This is a genomic window from Seohaeicola zhoushanensis (genome assembly GCF_014656415.1).
Classification (GTDB): Bacteria; Pseudomonadota; Alphaproteobacteria; order Rhodobacterales; family Rhodobacteraceae; genus Seohaeicola_A; species Seohaeicola_A zhoushanensis.
This window is the reverse complement of record NZ_BNCJ01000006.1, coordinates 138,440-155,733: the sequence shown is the minus strand read 5'-3', so window position 1 is coordinate 155,733 and position 17,294 is coordinate 138,440. Positions and strand designations below refer to the sequence as shown.

Here is a 17,294-nt window from a genome sequence, read left to right as displayed (position 1 = left end):
TTCTGCCTGCCGTCCTTTGAATTTTTGTGACCAACGTGGGATTCGTTATAGCCAAATTTTACCTTTTGTCGAACGAGACCGTCCTTGACGGCGCCAGCGCGTTCGACGTTCTGGACCGCCAGATCGTCACGGGATCTGCCACAAATGTGGCATCCATCGAAGCCGTATATCCACGGGTACGCGGCGTGATTTCGCCGGAAAGCGAGTGGTATTCGCTGCTGATCACCGGCGCCGTCGAGTTTGTCGTTTTTACTGATCCGTTGCAGTTCCGGACCTATGTGGAAATGCTGGAAAACGCCGGAAATCTTGACGGACTGGTCAGCCATGAGGTGTCCGATGTCGATACTATTCGCGCGGTGGATGCGGGACTTCTGGAAGCCGTGCCAGTCACCTATGGGCCCGATATCATCCGTGGAACCCTTGGCGCAGACCTCATCGACGCGCTGGGGGGCGACGACAGGGTCTTTGGCCGGAAAGGGAACGATACCCTGCTTGGGAACTTGGGCGACGACCTGCTGTTCGGGAACGATGGCCGCGATACACTGAGAGGCGGCGCGGGCGACGATACGCTGTCCGGTGGCCGGGGCAACGACCTCCTGGTGGGCGGCACCGGGATCGACACGGCGGATTTTTCGGGAGATGCGGGGGTTTCTGTCGACCTCGCCATCAGGTCAAGACAGAACACTGGCCTGGGAGCGGACCGGCTGCTGGGGATCGAGAACCTGATAGGCGGAAGTGCCGACGACTTTGTCTTCGGCAACAGGATCGCCAACGAGGTTTCCGGCGGCGCCGGAGATGACATCATCGGCGGCAGGGGCGGAAACGATTTGCTTCTCGGCGATGGCGGAAACGACACGATTTCGGGCGGCCGGGGCGATGACGAGATCCTGGGAGGGCCCGGCGGCGACAGCCTGTCCGGCGATTCAGGGAACGACGACCTGAGCGGCGGCACCGGAAACGACATTCTGAAAGGGGGCGGCGGGAATGACGATTTGCACGGAGAAGACGGCGGAGACAGGCTTTTCGGAGGTGCCGGCAACGATAAGCTGATAGGCGGCTCCGGCAACGATGTCCTCGTCGGCGGCGCCGGAAATGACTGGATTGAAGGCGGCGATGGCAATGATCGGTTGACGGGCGGCCCTGGAGCCGATCGCTTCGATTTCCTGAGCTACATCGGTGACAAGACGGCGGAACGCGACGTCATCACCGATTTCGAACTCGGAGTAGACCACATCAGCCTCTTCTTCAGTGCTTCGGTTCTTACGATCCAGGGTGAAACGGACGCGGTAATCACGTTAGATGGGCTGAATTTCGAACTTACGGTTCTCGGTGTCAGCGCAGCCGATCTCATGGCGATCTTGTGATCTTCCGGCCTCCTCGATTGATCCAGAGGACGGGGCCTACTTCAACTGGCTGTCCTTCGACCCACGCCGGTTGATGCCGCCCCGCGTAACGAAGCGGGCATCGCGTTCCTGCTGGCAGTCGAGGCAGAGCTTGACGCCGGGGAGCGCGATGCGGCGGGCCTCGGGAATCTCTTCCTCGCATTCGGCGCAATGGGTCAGGCTTTCGCCGACCAGCGCGCGGCGGATCTGGAGCCGCTTCAGCTCGTCCTCGATCGAGGCTTCGATCTGTTCGTTGACCGCGCCGTCCTTTGCCCAGCCACCTGCCATGGCGCCCTCCCGCTTGCAGCCCGCAGGATAGCGCACGAGCCGATCAGGGCAAGGGGCGGGCCTCAGCGGTTGCCGGAACCGCCAAAGCGCGCCGCATCCGCCGCCGCACGGCGGATGGCGTTGGACTTGTGGACCGTTTCCTGGAACTCGGCCTCGGGGTCGCTGTCATAGACAACGCCGCCGCCGGCCTGGATATAGAGCTTCTGGTCCTGCACCACGGCGGTGCGTAGCGCGATGCACATGTCCATGTCGCCGCCGGCGCTGAAATAGCCCACGCCGCCGCCATAGACGCCGCGCTTCTCGGGTTCCAGCTCGTCGATGATCTCCATCGCCCGCACCTTGGGCGCGCCCGAGACGGTGCCCGCCGGCATCCCTGCAAAGAAGGCGTCGATGGCGTCCTTGTCCTCGTGCAGCTCGCCCACCACGTTCGAGACGATGTGCATGACGTGGCTGTAGCGCTCGATGATGAACTGCTCGGTCGGGCGCACGGTGCCGATCTTGGCGACCCGGCCGACGTCGTTGCGCCCCAAGTCGAGCAGCATCAGGTGTTCGGCGCGTTCCTTCTGGTCGGCCAGCAGCTCGACCTCCAGCGCGCGGTCCTGCTCGGGCGTCGCGCCACGCGGGCGGGTGCCTGCGATCGGACGGATCGTCACCTCGCGCCCGAAGACCCGGACGAGGATCTCGGGGCTGGCGCCGATCACCTGGAAGCCGCCGAAATTGAAATAGAACATGAAGGGCGAGGGGTTGGTCCGCCGCAGCGAGCGATAGAGCGCGAAGGGCGGCTCGCGGAATTCGGCGGTCCAGCGCTGCGAGGGCACCACCTGGAAGATGTCTCCGGCGCGGATGTATTCCTTGGCCTTCTCCACGGCGGCCATATAGCCCTCGCGGGTGAAGTTCGACACCGGCGCGCCCGGTTCGTGCGCATCGCCGAGATCGCGGGTTTCCGAGGGCATCGCGCGTTCGAGGTCGCGCACCGCGTCCATCACCCGTTCGGCCGCCTGGGCATAGGCCGCGCGCGGCGAGAGGCCGTCATGCACCCAGGCCGGCGAGACCACGGTGACCTCGCCCTTGACCCCGTCCAGCACCGCCACCACCGAGGGGCGCAGCATCACGGCGTCGGGCATCCCCAGCGGGTCGGGGTTGATGTGGGGCAGGTGCTCGACCAGGCGTACCATGTCATAGCCGAGATAGCCGAAGAGACCGGCGGCCGCCTGCGGCAGGTCGGCGGGCAGGTCGATGCGGCTCTCGGCGATCAGGCTGCGCAGCGCGTCGAGAGGGTTGCCCGGCATCGCCTCGAAGGCATCCGGGTCGAAGCGGGCCGAACGGTTCAGCTCCGATTTCTCGCCCCGGCAACGCCAGATCAGGTCCGGCTTCGTCCCGATGATCGAATAGCGTCCGCGCACCTCGCCGCCAGTCACCGATTCCAGCATGAAGGCGTCCTTCTGGGCGCCGGTCAGCTTGAGCATCAGCGAAACCGGCGTGTCGAGATCGGCCGCCAGACGGGTATAGACCACCTGGTTCCGCCCGGCCTCGTAGGCGCGGGCGAAGGTTTCGTAATCGGGAACAAGGGCCATTGACGTCGCCTAGTTGAAGCTGCCGAGCACCGCGCCAAGCGCGCGTTCGTCGATACGGGGACGGGCGCGCAGCTGCACGTCCTGGGCGAAGGCGGCAAACAGCGCCTGGGCCAGCGCCTGGCTCTGCTGTTCCGAGACCGACTGCTTGAGCATGGTGATCTCGGCTGAGTCCTCGGCGGGCAGGATGTCGTCGAGGCGCACCACCACGATCCCGGCATCGCCCGGAACCACCCGCACGTCACCCTTGGCCATCTCGAAGACCTGGGTCAGCAGGTCGCGCGGCGCGCCTTCGATGAAGGCGGTGCGGGTCAGCCCGGTTTCACTGGTCGGGGTCAGTCCGGCGGCGGCGAAATCGCCCGAGGTGGCAAGCTCGGCCACGGCCTTCTCTGCCTGCGCTTCGAGCGCTGCTCTGGTCTGTTCACGGGTCCAGTCGGCGACCACCTCGTCGCGGGCCTCGTCGAAGGTCTCGACGCGGGGCGCCTCGACCTGGTCGAGCCGCAGCGCGAAGATGCCGCCATCGTCGAGGAATTTCACCTCGGGGAAGGCGCCCTCGGTGGCCTCGGCAGCCGCTTTGTCGAATTCGGCATAGGCGGCGATGCCGTCCTTGCTGCCGGCGGTCCAGTCAATGCTGCCGAGCTGCAGGCCCTTGTCCTTGGACACGTCCTCCAGCGTCGCGCCACCGGCCAGCATGTCCTCGATGCCCTGAACCTCGGCCTCGATCATCCGGCGGGCCTGGCTGCCCGCGAGTTCCTCGCGCAGCTCGTCCTTGACCTCGTCCAGCGAGGTGCTGGTCGCCTCAAGACGGCCGTTCACGCGGAACAGCGCCGGGCCGAGATCGGAGGGCAGCGGGCCGACAACGTCGCCCACCTCTGCGGCGAAGATCGCCTCGCCAGCGCTACCGAGATCGCCGATGGTCATGTCGCCGAGGTCGATGTCGTCCATCTTCAGCCCACGGTCGGCCACCAGCTGTTCGAAGGTGGTGCCACCTGCCTCGAGCTGGGCCTTGGCGGTATTGGCGGCCTTGTCATCGGCAAAGACCAGACGTTCGACCAGCCGCCGCTCGGGCTGTTCGTATTCGGCCTTGTTCTTGTCGTAGAGCGCCTGGATCGCGGCGTCGTCGACCTGCACCTTGTCCAGCATCGTCGCCGGGGTGAGTTCGATATAGCTGATCTTGCGCGTCTCGGGCCGCATGAAACGGTCCTTGTGCGCCTCGTAATGGGCACTCAGCTGCTCTTCGGTCGGCTCGGCCAGCGGTTCGGCCAGCGCGTTCTCGTCCAGCAGCGCCCAGGTGAAGCTGCGGCGCGCGCCGATATAGGCGATCATCGCATCGGTCAGCGCGTCGGGCATCTTGACGCCCGAAGTGATGGCGCCCTGCAGCAGACTGCGGGTGCTGTCCTGGCGCAGGTCCTGTTCGAAACCGGCTTCCTTCATGTTCGCCCGCTCCAGCGCGAACTTGTAGGCTTCGCGGTCGAACTTGCCGTCGATCCCCTGGAAGGCGGGGATGCGCATGATTTCCTTCTGCAGGTTCTCGTCGCCCACCGACAGCCCCAGCGTCGAGGCCTCGTTGTCGAGCGCGGCGAGCGTCACCAGCTGGCTCAGCACCTGCTGGTCGAGACCCATGGCGCGGGCCTGGCTCATCTGCAGCGCCTGGCCGGTCTGGGCCTCGATCTCGCGCATCTGGCGCTGCAGCGCGCGGGCATAGGTGTCGACGTCGATCGTCTGGTCGCCGACGTGCCCGACGGTGCGGACGGTGCCGGTCAGATTGGTCGCACCGAACCCGGCCAGGCCGATGATCAGCAGGCCCATGATGATCCAGACGACTGTATTCCCCAAACTCTTGACGCGCGCGGCCATTTTGCCCCCTTGCTGGCGGTGGTCTGCCTTTCGATTGCGCCTCTGTCTATCCGCCCGCCCGAAGGGGGGCAAGCTCAGATGGCCAGTGCGGCAAGACGCTCGAACATCAGCCCGATCCCGGCCCGGTCGAGGTTGGCGAAGGCGATGCGCAGCTGGCGCTCGCCGGCCGGGTCGCCTTCGGGCACGAACATCGTCGCCGGCAGCAACAGGACACCGGCCTCGCGCACCAGCTGGCGCGCCAGCGCGTCCGAGCCGATGGCATAGGGATGCTCGACATAGGCGAAATAGGCGCCAAGCCCGAGCAGCTTCCAGCCCTTGGCCGCCAGCACCGGGAAGCCTTCCTCGATGGCGGCGCGGCGGTCGAGGATCTCGGCCCGCTCGCCCGCCAGCCACTGGCCGAGGTTCCGCATCCCCCAGAGCGCGGCGTGCTGGCCGATCTGGTTGGGGCAGATGGTGACGCTGTCGATGAACTTCTCGACCTCGCCGATCATCTCGACCGAGGCGATCATCGCGCCGACCCGGTGGCCGGTGAGGCGGAAGGCCTTGGAGAAGGAATAGAGGTCGATCAGCGTTTCGGGCCAGTCGGGATCGGTGAAGAGATCATGCGCCGCGCCGCTGCGGGCGTCGAAGTCGCGGTAGGTCTCGTCCAGGATCAGCTTGATGCCGTGCGTCTTGGCCAGCTCGTAGAAGGCACGCACCAGTTCGGCGGGGTATTCGACGCCTGCAGGATTGTTAGGCGAAACCAATGCAATGGCGCGCGTTCTTGAGGTGATGAGCGAAGCGGCGGTGGCCACGTCCGGCAGCATGTCGGTGCCGGTGGCCAGCGGCACGGCTTCGACACCGCTCATGTCCAGCCACATCTTGTGATTGAAATACCAGGGGGTTGGCAGGATGACTTCATCCCCTTCGCCAGTCAGCGCGCTGATCGCGGCGGCAAAGGCCTGGTTGCAGCCCGAGGTGATGGCCACCTGCGCCGGGGTCACGGTGCCGCCGTAATGCGCCGACCACTGCGCCGCGATCTCGGCGCGCAGTTCGGGCAGGCCAAGGTCGGGGCCGTAGAGGTGCACCGAATCGTCGTTCAGCGCGATATCGGCCATGATCTGCCGCAGCTCGGTCGGCGGCGCCGCAGCCGGTGCGGCCTGACTCACGTTGATGAGCGGGCGCTCGGGCGGGAAGGTCACGCCATCGAGCCAGCGCCGGGCAGCGATGATCGGCGGGGCGAAGGTGGCCTTGGTGCGGGTCAGGGACATGTCGTGGGCTCCGTCAGACTGACGGGACGCTATAGCGCGCGTGCGGCGAGGAAAAGGGGCGCCGCAGCGCCCCTCCGAAAGTCTGGGTCCTGGGTCAGTCCCGCCCGCGGTAGGGCTCGACGTATTGCAGGGCCATGTCCCAGGGGAAGAAGATCCAGGTGTCCTGGCTCACCCCGGTGATGAAGGTATCGACCTGCGGCTCGCCCGCCGGCTTGGCATAGACCGTGGCGAAATGCGCCTTGGGATAGAGCTTGCGCACCAGTTCCAGCGTCTTGCCGCTGTCGACGAGGTCGTCGACCACCAGGATGCCGGTGCCGTCACCCATCATCTCGGGGTCGGGGCGCTTCAGCACGCGGGCCTCGGCCTGGGTCTGGTTGTTGTAGGACTTCACGCTGATCGTATCGACGGTGCGAATATCGAGCTCGCGCGCCACGATCATCGCCGGGGCCATGCCGCCGCGGGTGATGGCGACGACAGCTCTCCAGGCGCCGTCATCCGGCCCCTTGCCATCGAGCCGCCAGGCCAGCGCGCGGGAGTCGCGGTGGATCTGGTCCCAGCTGACGTGAAACCCTTTCTCGTGCGGCAGGCGGTCTTTCATGGCGCTCTCCATCTAATCGGTGGGCGTCTGTTTAGCGCGCGAAAAGAGGCAAGGGAAGCTTGGGCGCGTCTGGCGCGGTCCGCCAGACGCTGGGTCAAGTCGGGGCTGGCGGATCAGCCCTTGGCGATGTCGGGCGCGTCCACCGCCTTCATGCCGACGACATGATAGCCAGCGTCGACATGCAGCACCTCACCGGTCACGCCCGAGCCGAGGTCGGACAGCAGGTAGAGCGCCGAGTTGCCGACATCCTCGATCGTCACGTTGCGCCGCAGCGGCGAGTTGTACTCGTTCCACTTCATGATGTAGCGGAAGTCGCCGATGCCGCTGGCGGCCAGCGTCTTGATCGGGCCGGCGCTGATCGCGTTGACGCGGATGCCGTCCTTGCCGAGATCCTCGGCGAGATAGCGCACCGAGGCCTCGAGCGCGGCCTTGGCCACGCCCATCACGTTGTAATGCGGCATGACCCGCTCGGCGCCGTAATAGGTCAGCGTCAGGGCCGAACCGCCGGGCTTCATCATCTTCTCGGCGCGCTGCACCACCGAAGTGAAGCTGAACACCGAGATATCCATGGTCATGCGGAAGTTGTCGCGGCTGGTATCGACGTAGCGGCCACGCAGCTCGTTCTTGTCGGAAAAGCCGATGGCGTGCACGACAAAGTCGAGACCGTCCCAGCGTTCGGCCAGACCGGCGAAGAGCGCATCGACCGAGCCTTCGTCCGAGACGTCGCAGGGCAGGACGATGTCGCTGCCCAGTTCCGCGGCCAGCGGGTCGACCCGCTTTTTCAGGGCGTCGCCCTGGTAGGAGAAGGCGAGTTCGGCCCCGGCGTTGGCGCAAGCCTTGGCGATTCCCCAGGCGATCGACTTGTCATTCGCCAGCCCCATGATCAGCCCGCGCTTGCCGGCCATCAGTTTTTGCGACATTTATGTCCCCTCGAATAGGCTGTTTGCAAACCTAGTAGGCGAATGGCAAAGGTGCTTCAAGAGTGCCAACCTGCCGTTGCGTGAGGCGTGGCGCCAGGTCGATGCGGGCAGGCAACAGGACAAGGGTGGCAGAATGAGCGACCGGGATGGAATTTTCGCGGGCGACGACCCCTTCGTGATCGCACGGCGCTGGCTGGGCGAGGCGACCAAGGCCGAAATCAACGACCCCAACGCCATCGCGCTCTCGACGGTCGATCCCGACGGGCTGCCCAACGTGCGCATGGTGCTGCTGAAGGAGATCGAGGACTCGGCCTTCGTCTTCTACACCAACTACGAAAGCGCCAAGGCGGGCGAGTTGGACAGCGCCGGCAAGGCCGCCTTTGTCATGCACTGGAAATCGCTGCGCCGGCAGGTGCGGGTGCGCGGAACCGTCACCCGCGAGGACGGGCCGCAGGCGGATGAATATTACAACTCGCGCTCCTTGCAGAGCCGGCTGGGCGCCTGGGCCTCGCGCCAGTCGCGCCCGCTCTCCAGCCGCGCATCGCTGATGGCCGAGGTGGCCAAGGTGACGGCGCGCCACGGCATCAGCCCCTCGCGTCCGCCGTTCTGGGGCGGCTATCGCATCGTACCGGTCGAGATCGAGTTCTGGGCCGATGGCGCCTTCCGGCTGCACGACCGTTTCGTCTGGCGCCGCAGCGGGCCCGACGCGCCCTGGGAAACCACCCGTCTCAATCCGTGACTTCGACGACACGCGGCGCAAGGAGTAGGGCAGGGACGCCCGAGTTCAAGCGGTTGTTCTTCAATTTGACTATCCTTGACCGCATTTTGCGTGTTAAATCATGAAACAGAAACGTGATGGGTGCTGTTTTTGGCTGACGATCTAAACAATATGCACCACGTGCGGGGCCAGGTTAAATGGTTCGACCCCGCGAAAGGGTTTGGCTTCGTCATATCCGACGAAGGCGGGCCCGACATCCTGTTGCATGTTAACGTTTTACGGAACTTCGGCCAGAGCTCGGTTGCCGACGGTGCCCGTATCGAGGTCATCACCCACCGCACCGAACGTGGCGTGCAGGCGGTCGAGGTCATCTCGATCACGCCGCCCGAGCGTGCCGACTCACCCGTGCTCACCGATTTCGCCGATATGGACATGGACGCCCTGCGCCAGCGGCCGCTGGAACCGGCGCGGGTGAAGTGGTTCGACAAGGGTAAGGGCTTCGGCTTTGCCAATGTCTTCGGCCGCCCCGAGGACGTCTTCCTGCACATCGAAGTGCTGCGCCAGTCGGGCCTGGCCGACCTGCAGCCGGGCGAGGCCCTGGCGATGCGGGTGATCGAGGGCAAGCGCGGCCGCATGGCCGCCGAGGTCCATGCCTGGGAAGTGGCCACCCAGAAATCGGTCGAGATCAAGGTCGAACCGGCCTCGGCTCCCGAGCAGAGCCCGACGCCGGCCAACCCTGTCGCCGCCGACCAGGACTGATCCTCATGCGTTCCTGCCTTGCCGCCCTCGCGCTCTGCGTCTTGGGCACGGCCGCCCAGGCCGGCGAGTGCCGCGACGATTCGGTCTGGATCAAGGGACCGAAGGGCGAGACCCGTTTCACCGTCGAAATCGCCGATGACGTCGAAGAGCGCGCCCGTGGCCTGATGTATCGCGAGTCGATGCCGCGCGGGGCGGGGATGCTCTTCGTCTACGAATACCCGCAGACCACCGCCTTCTGGATGAAGAACACGCTGATCCCGCTCGACATGATCTTCACCGACGTGACCGGCAAGGTGACCCGTGTCCACCACGACGCCATTCCGGGCGATCTCACCGCCATCGAGGGCGGCGACAAGGTCTTTGCGGTGCTCGAAATCAACGGCGGCCTGGCAAAACGCTATGGCATCGCCCCCGGCAGCGTGATGCGTCACCCGGTTTTTGCACCGGGACCGGCCGCCTGGCCCTGTTAGGGCTTTTCAAACCCCGATCACGCGGTTAGAGGTGCGCTCGGTCCGGGGCGTGGCGCAGCCTGGTAGCGCACCTGTTTTGGGTACAGGGGGTCGCGAGTTCGAATCCCGCCGCCCCGACCACTCCTTCCTTCAGCGAGAGATTCGCCCCGCAAGGGGCCGCTTTGCCCCTGTCTGGCCAGGACCCACCATATATGGTGTGGCGATTTTCGGCGGCCCACGCGATCCTGCGGTTGCCCATAGGGGATTTTGTAGCATGTCGGCCACATGGTCGGGCAGGGGACCGAGGCCCTCGGCAGCCTGCGGAAAACTCGTGCATATCTCGGGATAGCTGGCCTTGGAGCCAAAAGCGCCGGCGCCGGAAAAGGCAGAAATATTGGGGATTTGCCCCCCGGCTGCCGGGCCACTGAAATGCGCCCGATTTATACACCCTTGTGCAGGAATCGTAGCTCCTCGGGCAGGCGAATCCTCGGGCTTGTGGGTCAAGCAAAAAGAATCCCGACATAGGGTAAAAAACCCGTTGACCGTTGGGTGCGCATTACGCCAGATTGTGTAGGCCAAGTCACCTGCCACTAAATATGGTAAAGCAAACCAGAGGCGGCGACAGGGCGCGGGACGGGTCAACCAAACCACAATTGCACGCATCAGCGCGTGCCCATGCAGCTTCGCCTCCGGGTGGCGACGGGAAGTCTCGTCACCCCGCGGGAGAGCTATGCGGTTCGGATCGGAAGGCGCCATCCCTTCGGGAAGCAGGCCGGGCAACGGCCGACAGCATGAGGCAGCACGATGAAGATCGAACGCAAATTCACCAGCGCCGGCAAGGACGCCTACGCTGATCTGGAATTCGGCCTCGCGACCTCCGAGATCCGCAACCCGGATGGCAAGGTCGTGTTCCGACTGGAGAATATCGAGATCCCCGCTGGCTGGACCCAGGTCGCCGGCGACGTCATCGCGCAGAAATACTTCCGCAAGGCCGGCGTGCCCTCGCGGCTGAAGAAGGTCGCCGAGAAGGACGTGCCCGAGTTCCTCTGGCGCTCGGTCGCCGATGAAGGCGCCGAGATGGGCGGCGAAACCTCGTCCAAGCAGGTCTTCGACCGGCTCGCCGGCGCCTGGGCCTACTGGGGCTGGAAGGGCGGCTATTTCACCACCGAAGAGGACGCCCGCGCCTATTACGACGAGATGCGCTACATGCTGGCCACCCAGATGGCCGCGCCGAACTCGCCGCAGTGGTTCAACACCGGCCTGCACTGGGCCTATGGCATCGACGGTCCGGCACAGGGCCACTATTACGTCGACCACGCCACCGGCAAGCTGACCAAGTCGAAATCCTCCTACGAGCACCCGCAGCCCCACGCCTGCTTCATCCAGGGCGTGCAGGACGACCTGGTGAACGAGGGCGGCATCATGGACCTCTGGGTCCGCGAGGCGCGCCTGTTCAAGTATGGCTCGGGCACCGGCACCAACTTCTCGCACCTCCGGGGCGAGGGCGAGCGGCTTTCGGGCGGCGGCAAGTCCTCGGGCCTGATGGGCTTTCTCAAGATCGGCGACCGCGCGGCGGGCGCCATCAAATCGGGCGGGACAACCCGTCGGGCAGCGAAGATGGTGATCGTCGACGCCGATCACCCGGATATCGAAGACTTCATCAACTGGAAGGTCATCGAAGAGCAGAAAGTGGCGAGCATCGTCGCCGGCTCGAAGATGCACGAGCAGAAGCTGAACGCGCTCTTCGCCGCGATCAAGGCATGGGACGGCAGCGCCGACGACGCCTATGACCCGGCCAGGAACGAGGCGCTGAAGAAGGCGATCCGCGACGCCAAGAAGGGCGCCATCCCGGAAACCTACGTCAAGCGCGTGCTGGACTACGCCAAGCAGGGCCACACCAGCATCGAGTTTCCGACCTATGACACCGACTGGGACAGCGAAGCCTACAACTCGGTCTCGGGCCAGAACTCGAACAACTCGATCCGCGTCACCAACGCCTTCCTGAAGGCGGTGGAGAAGGACGCCGACTGGCAGCTCATCAACCGCGTCGATGGCAAGGTCTCCAAGACCGTCAAGGCCCGCGCCCTCTGGGAGCAGGTCGGCCACGCCGCCTGGGCCTGCGCCGATCCGGGCATCCAGTATCACGACACCGTCAACGAGTGGCACACCTGCCCGGCAGACGGCCCGATCCGGGGCTCGAACCCCTGCTCGGAATACATGTTCCTCGACGACACCGCCTGCAACCTGGCCTCGATGAACCTGCTGACCTTCCTCAAGGACGGCCAGTTCCAGGCGGCCGACTACATGCACGCGGCGCGGCTCTGGACCGTGACGCTGGAAATCAGCGTGATGATGGCGCAGTTCCCCTCGAAGGAAATTGCCCAGCTCTCCTACGACTTCCGCACCCTCGGCCTTGGCTATGCCAATATCGGCGGCCTGCTGATGAACCTCGGGATCGGCTATGACAGCGACGAGGGCCGCGCGCTCTGCGGTGCGCTGACCGCGATCATGACCGGCGTGGCCTATGCCACCTCGGCCGAGATGGCGGGCGAGCTCGGCGCCTTCGCCGGCTACAAGAAGAACGCCGACCACATGCTGCGGGTGATCCGCAACCACCGCAACGCGGCCTATGGCGCGACGGACGGCTACGAGGCGCTCTCGGTCAAGCCGGTGCCGCTGGACCACGCCAACTGCCCCGACTCGCGGCTGGTCGACCTGGCCATGTCGGCCTGGGACGAGGCGCTGAAACTGGGCGAGAAGCACGGCTTCCGCAACGCCCAGGCCACCGTGATCGCCCCCACCGGCACCATCGGCCTGGTGATGGACTGCGACACCACCGGCATCGAGCCCGACTTCGCCCTGGTGAAGTTCAAGAAGCTCGCCGGCGGCGGTTACTTCAAGATCATCAACCGCTCGGTGCCCGCGGCGCTCGAGAACCTCGGCTACTCCTCGGCCCAGATCGAGGAGATCGTCTCCTACGCGGTCGGCCACGGCTCCATCGGCAACGCGCCGGGGATCAACCACACCACGCTGGCCGGCCACGGCTTCGGCCCGGCCGAGCTCGCCAAGGTCGAGCAGGCGCTGGAATCGGCCTTCGACATCCGCTTCGTCTTCAACCAGTGGACGCTGGGCGAGGAGTTCTGCAAGGGCGTGCTGGGCATCCCGGCCGAGAAGCTGAACGACCCGACCTTCGACCTGCTGAAGTCGCTGGGCTTCACCCGCAAGGACGTCGAGGCCGCCAACGACCACGTCTGCGGGACGATGACGCTGGAAGGCGCGCCGCACCTGAAGAAAGAGCACTACCACATCTTCGACTGCGCCAACGTCTGCGGCAAGAAGGGCACGCGCTATCTCTCGGTGAACAGCCACATCCACATGATGGCCGCGGCGCAGAGCTTCATCTCGGGCGCGATCTCGAAGACCATCAACATGCCGAACTCGGCCACCATCGAGGACTGCCAGAAGGCCTACGAACTCAGCTGGTCGCTCGGCATCAAGGCCAACGCGCTCTACCGTGACGGCTCCAAGCTGAGCCAGCCGCTCGCCTCGGCCCTGGTCGAGGATGACGAGGAGGCCGCCGAGATCCTGGAATCCGGGAGCCAGCAGGAAAAGGCCGTGGTCCTCGCCGAGAAGATCGTCGAGAAGATCATCGTCAAGGAGATCGTCAAGAGCCACCGCGAGAAGATGCCGCAGCGGCGCAAGGGCTATACCCAGAAGGCAATCGTCGGCGGCCACAAGGTCTACCTGCGCACCGGCGAATACGAGAACGGCACGCTGGGCGAGATCTTCATCGACATGCACAAGGAAGGCGCCGGCTTCCGTGCGATGATGAACAACTTCGCCATCGCCGTCTCGGTCGGCCTGCAATACGGGGTGCCGCTGGAGGAATTCGTCGACGCCTTCACCTTCACCAAGTTCGAACCGGCCGGCATGGTGCAGGGCAACGACAGCATCAAGAACGCGACCTCGATCCTCGACTATGTGTTCCGCGAGCTGGCGGTGAGCTACCTCGACCGCACCGACCTGGCCCACGTCAAGCCGCAGGGCGCCTCTTTCGACGACATCGGTCGTGGCGAGGAAGAGGGCGTGTCGAACCTCTCCGAGCTGTCGGACAACGCCGCCTCGCGCTCGCTTGAAGTGCTCAAGCAGATCAGCTCGACCGGCTACCTGCGCAAGCGTCTGCCCCAGGAACTGGCGGTGCTGCGCGGCGGTCGCGCCACCGGCTTCGGCGGCGGCGACGCCAGCGCGGCGCTCCAGACCCTGGTCCCCGAGACCGGCGCGGCGATGATCTCGACCACCACCACGGCCATGGCCAGCGGCACCGTCTCGCTCGACGCCCGCACCAAGGCCAAGATGCAGGGCTACGAGGGCGAGGCCTGCGGCGAATGCGGCAACTACACGCTGGTGCGCAACGGCACCTGCATGAAGTGCAATACCTGCGGCGGAACGAGCGGCTGCAGCTGACAACGAACACCGCGCCCCGCAAGGGCGCGGCAGGGGTCACGGGCTGTCTCGCAGCCGGCCCGGACCCCGACGAGATGGTGATGGGACGTCCCGGTTCCGTCATCCTACCGGGGCAGGACATCGCGGATCCCCATGGTCCGTCCCTGTCCGGCCTCACGGAAGGTCTTCGGGCCTTTCGTGGAACACGGGGCGGGTGCGCTCGCTCCCGACGACGTTCAGGCCGCAGGCAGAAAACACGGGCGGTAAACTATTGAGCCTGAACGGCGAAACTTACGGAGGGCCTCGGCCCTCCGTTTTTATTTGGCGATGGCCCACGCCGCGCGGCATTAGCGTTTGCCTGCTGGCGTCATTGCCTCCAAGCTTCCCGCTACAGATTCGTATTTTTCACGGGGATCAGATAATTGGCCATTACAGTTTCATTGCCCGCCAGCGGGCCCTACAGTTTCGACGACCTCTTCGGCGTCATCGACTTCATTACGACCGAAGGCACGGTCATTCCGGGGGCGTCCGCGACCTCCTTCAGCCTCTCGGGCAGCTATGGCGGCGCCCTCGTCACCGTGACGGTGAACGGCACGGGGTTCAGCTATACCCAGTATCAGGGCATTCCATACGTCAACGGCGGCGTCGTCAGCACCATCGACGTGAGCTCCGGCCTCGGCAGCTTCTCCTTCACGAATGTCAACGTCGACATGGCGACCTTCTCGCCCATCATCATTTCGGATCTGCTCGAGAGCCAGCCCGCGGCGATCGAGACCTTCCTGCTGCTGCGGGACTGGGACATCACCCTCGGCAATGCCAGGGACGTGGCCTGGAGCGATACGCTGGTCGGCGACGGCGTGGCCTTCAACCCGAGGGGCAATGACACGATCCATGCCGGTGGCGGCAATGACAGGATCTTCCTCGGCGATGGCAATGACACCGCCTTCGGTGGTCGGGGCAAGGACAAGCTTGCCGGCGGCAACGGCAATGACGAGCTGCGCGGCGAACAGGGGGCGGACATCCTGCTTGGCGGGGCCGGATTCGATATCCTGATCGGCGGCATCGGAGACGACCGGCTGTCGGGCGGCCGTGGCGCCGACAAGTTCGTCTTCTTCAACAGGGGCGGTGACGACACCATCACCGACTTCAACACCAACCTCAAAGGCGAGAAGATCGACCTGTCCGGTGTCACCCGGATCACCGGTCTGTTCGATCTGCGGAACAACCACGCGACACAGGTGGGGGCCGACGTGGTGATAGACGATCATGCCGGCACCACGATCACCCTGCTGAACACCGACCTGGCAGACCTGGGCCGGGGCGATTTCATCTTCTGAACCGCGGGCGGGGCCGGCCGGTCCGCCGGTCCCGCCGTTGGCTCATCCCGGCAGGTGAATGCGGAACGCCGCCCGGATCGCCGCGTCGGTGACCGGGTCGAACCGCGCGCGGGCCCGTTCGCGCAGGATCTGCTCCTTGCGCGCGGTGGCCTTCTCGATCAGGTCCGGCTTGCCCTTCTCGTCCCATTCCTTGGGCGAGGTGCGGTCGGCGAGGTGGGGATAGATGTAATCGGTCTGCATCCGCGCCAGCGTCTGGTCGGAGCCGAGGAAATGCCCCGGCCCGCCAAGGCAGGTCGCCCGGATCGTCTCGACCGAGAGCGAGTCCTCGTCCACCTCGATCCCGCGCACGCAGCGCAGCGCTTGGCCGATCAGGTCGTCGCCCAGGATCAGCGATTCGTGGCAGAAGCCGAGCAGCGAAGCGTGCATCCCGGCCGCCTCGTAGATCATGTTCAGGCCCGACAGCCCCGCCATGACGTTTGAGATCGCCTGCTCCCAGCCGGCCTGCATGTCGGGCAGCTTGGCATCGGCGATGCCTGCCGCCGCGCCGCCGGGGATGCCGTAATAGCGGTGCATCTGCGCGCAGCCTGCTGTCAGCAGCGCCTGTTCGCCCGACCCGCCCGACATGGCGCCGGTGCGCAGGTCGGAAACGAAGGGCCAGGTGCCGAAGATCGCCGGATGCCCCGGCTTCACCGCGTTGACATAGACCAACCCGGCCAGGCATTCCGCCACCGCCTGCACGATGGCGCCGGCGATCGGGGCAGGGGCGGTGGCCCCGGCCTGACCGGCGCTCAGCAGCAGGATCGGCATCCCGCCCTCGATCAGCTTCTCCATCACGATGCAGGCTTCGGTGGCGAATTTCATCGGCGGCACGACGAAGCAGTTGGAATTGCTGACGAAGGGCCGCGCTCGCCACTTCTCCTCGCCCCCCGCGATCAGGTGCAAGAGCTTCAGCCCGTCCTCGACAAAGGCCGGCTCGGTGAAGGAGACCCCGACGTGCTTCTTCGTTCCCGAACAGCAGGCGTAGATGGTGTTGAGGTCCATCTCGCGATTGTCGGGGATGTCGCGGCAGACCATCGGACGCTGAACAAAGTGGATGTTGTCGAGCACGTCGCAGATCCGCGCCGCGTCGTGCAGGTCCTGCACGGTGCATTCGCGGTAACGCCGGCCTTCGACATCGACCATATGCACCGCCGCGCCCGCCGTGCCGTAATGCACCCGGGTGCCCGACAACTCCAGGTCATGCGCCGGGTCGCGGCCGAAGAGCGCGATCTCGCGGTTGGCCCGCGCCAGCGTGTCCTCGACCAGCGCGCGGGGAAAGCGGATGCGGCGATCCTCGCTCAGCACCGCGCCGGCGCCGGTCAGGTGGCGGATGCCACTCTCGGGGGTATCGGCGAGGCCGATCTGTTCCAGCACGTCCAGCGCGGCCTGGTGGATGCGCGCCATCTGCGCTTCGGTCAGCGGGTTGTAGGTGCCGCCGGCCAGCCCCGCGCGCACCGGGCGCAGGTGCTCGGCCAGCGGGGCGGCGCGGGCGGCACGGCGCGCGGCGCGCCCGCCGCTGCGGACGGAAGTGGAAACTTTGACGGAATCGTTCATGACGGACTCGCGATGTCAGGAGAAGGGGGAATTCGGCACGGCGCTAGCCGCGCGGTGCCCCGCGTGCGGCACGTCCCCGCTGCGCCCCGATGGTGCGCACGACCAGGCTGATCTTGCTCAACTCGCCCT

General features: G+C 65.6%; 13 protein-coding genes and 1 tRNA gene. 7 read left to right on the top strand and 7 right to left on the bottom strand.

The annotated features are described in order from the left end of the window. Window positions 1–26: 26 nt before the first annotated feature. Window positions 27–1,364: a calcium-binding protein gene (locus IE266_RS27190; protein WP_189680538.1), complete on the top strand. Its 1,338-nt coding sequence runs from the start codon at window positions 27–29 to the stop codon at window positions 1,362–1,364. Window positions 1,365–1,400: 36 nt separating this feature from the next. Here the strand turns inward: IE266_RS27190 and IE266_RS13055 are convergent, their stop codons facing one another. The 6 genes from IE266_RS13055 to fabI form a co-directional block, all read right to left on the bottom strand. Beyond that, on the bottom strand, window positions 1,401–1,670 hold the full coding sequence (locus IE266_RS13055) for a DksA/TraR family C4-type zinc finger protein (RefSeq protein ID WP_189680537.1): 270 nt from the start codon (window positions 1,668–1,670) through the stop codon (window positions 1,401–1,403). Window positions 1,671–1,732: 62 nt separating this feature from the next. Further along, window positions 1,733–3,244 carry an anthranilate synthase component I gene (gene trpE / locus IE266_RS13050; RefSeq protein ID WP_189680536.1) on the bottom strand — a complete coding sequence of 504 codons (1,512 nt, stop codon included), beginning with the start codon at window positions 3,242–3,244 and terminating at the stop codon, window positions 1,733–1,735. Between the two features lie 9 nt (window positions 3,245–3,253). After that, window positions 3,254–5,098: a peptidyl-prolyl cis-trans isomerase gene (locus tag IE266_RS13045; RefSeq protein ID WP_189680535.1), complete on the bottom strand. Its 1,845-nt coding sequence runs from the start codon at window positions 5,096–5,098 to the stop codon at window positions 3,254–3,256. A gap of 74 nt (window positions 5,099–5,172) precedes the next feature. Next, complete coding sequence (locus tag IE266_RS13040) at window positions 5,173–6,348, bottom strand: aminotransferase (protein WP_189680534.1); 1,176 nt, start codon at window positions 6,346–6,348, stop codon at window positions 5,173–5,175. A gap of 94 nt (window positions 6,349–6,442) precedes the next feature. Continuing rightward, on the bottom strand, window positions 6,443–6,946 hold the full coding sequence (gene gpt / locus IE266_RS13035) for a xanthine phosphoribosyltransferase (protein WP_189680533.1): 504 nt from the start codon (window positions 6,944–6,946) through the stop codon (window positions 6,443–6,445). Window positions 6,947–7,059: 113 nt separating this feature from the next. After that, window positions 7,060–7,866 (bottom strand): enoyl-ACP reductase FabI, encoded by an 807-nt coding sequence (fabI, locus tag IE266_RS13030; protein WP_189680532.1) that lies wholly within the window; start codon window positions 7,864–7,866, stop codon window positions 7,060–7,062. A gap of 133 nt (window positions 7,867–7,999) precedes the next feature. Here fabI and pdxH point away from each other — a divergent pair, with 133 nt between their 5' ends. From pdxH to IE266_RS13000, 6 genes are all read left to right on the top strand, one after another. Continuing rightward, window positions 8,000–8,605, top strand: coding sequence for a pyridoxamine 5'-phosphate oxidase (gene pdxH / locus IE266_RS13025; RefSeq protein WP_189680531.1), 606 nt, complete (start codon window positions 8,000–8,002; stop codon window positions 8,603–8,605). A gap of 129 nt (window positions 8,606–8,734) precedes the next feature. After that, complete coding sequence (locus tag IE266_RS13020; protein WP_189680530.1) at window positions 8,735–9,343, top strand: cold-shock protein; 609 nt, start codon at window positions 8,735–8,737, stop codon at window positions 9,341–9,343. 5 nt (window positions 9,344–9,348) lie between these two features. After that, complete coding sequence (locus IE266_RS13015) at window positions 9,349–9,813, top strand: DUF192 domain-containing protein (protein ID WP_189680529.1); 465 nt, start codon at window positions 9,349–9,351, stop codon at window positions 9,811–9,813. A 43-nt stretch (window positions 9,814–9,856) separates the two neighbouring features. After that, window positions 9,857–9,933, top strand: a tRNA-Pro gene (locus tag IE266_RS13010). A gap of 663 nt (window positions 9,934–10,596) precedes the next feature. After that, on the top strand, window positions 10,597–14,256 hold the full coding sequence (locus IE266_RS13005; RefSeq protein WP_189680528.1) for a vitamin B12-dependent ribonucleotide reductase: 3,660 nt from the start codon (window positions 10,597–10,599) through the stop codon (window positions 14,254–14,256). A gap of 401 nt (window positions 14,257–14,657) precedes the next feature. Continuing rightward, window positions 14,658–15,572 (top strand): calcium-binding protein, encoded by a 915-nt coding sequence (locus IE266_RS13000; protein WP_189680527.1) that lies wholly within the window; start codon window positions 14,658–14,660, stop codon window positions 15,570–15,572. Window positions 15,573–15,614: 42 nt separating this feature from the next. On the opposite strand, the gene IE266_RS12995 is transcribed toward IE266_RS13000, so the two are convergent. Then, on the bottom strand, window positions 15,615–17,165 hold the full coding sequence (locus IE266_RS12995) for a trimethylamine methyltransferase family protein (RefSeq protein ID WP_189680526.1): 1,551 nt from the start codon (window positions 17,163–17,165) through the stop codon (window positions 15,615–15,617). Window positions 17,166–17,294: the final 129 nt, after the last annotated feature.

Bases quoted from the DNA above. Each gene is read 5' to 3' on its own strand.
- IE266_RS13005 (WP_189680528.1), top strand. From the start codon at position 10,597: ATGAAGATCGAACGCAAATTCACCAGCGCCGGCAAGGACGCCTACGCT.
- IE266_RS13015 (WP_189680529.1), top strand. From the start codon at position 9,349: ATGCGTTCCTGCCTTGCCGCCCTCGCGCTCTGCGTCTTGGGCACGGCC.
- IE266_RS12995 (WP_189680526.1), bottom strand. From the start codon at position 17,165: ATGAACGATTCCGTCAAAGTTTCCACTTCCGTCCGCAGCGGCGGGCGC.
- IE266_RS13040 (WP_189680534.1), bottom strand. From the start codon at position 6,348: ATGTCCCTGACCCGCACCAAGGCCACCTTCGCCCCGCCGATCATCGCT.
- fabI (WP_189680532.1), bottom strand. From the start codon at position 7,866: ATGTCGCAAAAACTGATGGCCGGCAAGCGCGGGCTGATCATGGGGCTG.
- trpE (WP_189680536.1), bottom strand. From the start codon at position 3,244: ATGGCCCTTGTTCCCGATTACGAAACCTTCGCCCGCGCCTACGAGGCC.
- pdxH (WP_189680531.1), top strand. From the start codon at position 8,000: ATGAGCGACCGGGATGGAATTTTCGCGGGCGACGACCCCTTCGTGATC.
- gpt (WP_189680533.1), bottom strand. From the start codon at position 6,946: ATGAAAGACCGCCTGCCGCACGAGAAAGGGTTTCACGTCAGCTGGGAC.
- IE266_RS13045 (WP_189680535.1), bottom strand. From the start codon at position 5,098: ATGGCCGCGCGCGTCAAGAGTTTGGGGAATACAGTCGTCTGGATCATC.
- IE266_RS13055 (WP_189680537.1), bottom strand. From the start codon at position 1,670: ATGGCAGGTGGCTGGGCAAAGGACGGCGCGGTCAACGAACAGATCGAA.